This is a genomic window from Cupriavidus campinensis, assembly GCF_905397395.1.
Lineage (GTDB): Bacteria > Pseudomonadota > Gammaproteobacteria > Burkholderiales > Burkholderiaceae > Cupriavidus > Cupriavidus campinensis.
Genome location: NZ_CAJPVH010000150.1, coordinates 1 through 777, shown reverse-complemented (window position 1 = coordinate 777; position 777 = coordinate 1). Strand labels below are relative to the sequence as shown.

Here is a 777-nt window from a genome sequence, read left to right as displayed (position 1 = left end):
CGCCCGGCGTGCCACCCGGAACCACGCCCCGAGCCCGCGTGGCAGCCGCGCAGTGGCGTCGCCCGCCAGGCTTGGCGCGGCCATCCATTGCCGTACGCGCGCAAACCATTGGGCCAGCGCGGAACGCCCCGGCGTCGGTGCGCCCGCCTCCCGATAAAGGTGGAGTGCGTGGCGCCGCGCCAGCGCCTCCGGCGTGGGCGCCAGGCGCATGGCAAGCACATGTCCGGCCAGGAAACGCCAGTGGCTGCGCTGACGCGCCGATTCGGACTGGCCGGCCACCAGCGCCGCGTGCGCCGCTTCCAGCGCCTGGCTGGCCCGGCGCAGTGCGGCCGATTGCCGGGGATGCAGGGTGGCCACCAGCGCCCAGCGCTGCGCCGGACGCGTGGCATGGAGCCAGTCCTCGCACAACACCGGGTCCGCGAGCCATTCGCCGATCTGGCGCCGGACCATCCAGTCGCGTGCGGCAGCGCGGTGCCGCGGCAGGGCCAGCAGATGGCGCAGCCGCTCCGCGCGCGTGGCCACTCGGTGGATCACATGCCAGCGCCATGGCGGGGCACCGGCCGTACCGCCGGCCGATGACGAGGCGGAGCCCGCCTGCGATACGGTCCGCCGCGCGGGCCGAGCCACCGCATGGCCCTGCCAATCCGCGAGCGCTCGCTGCCAGAGTTGCTCCCAGCCGCGCCGGCTGGTGGGTGCCGGTTCGCCGAGCGCCAGTTGCCGCAGCGTATAGGCCGCCAGCCAGCGTTGCAGCGCAGACAGGCCGCCCGGCGCCGAGGC

Annotated in this window: 1 protein-coding gene; it reads right to left on the bottom strand. The window is 75.7% G+C overall.

All coding sequences use genetic code 11. The annotated features are described in order from the left end of the window. Window positions 1-777, bottom strand: a 777-nt coding sequence (locus KHO18_RS28280; RefSeq protein WP_211944324.1) for a hypothetical protein, incomplete at both ends; no start/stop codon positions are given.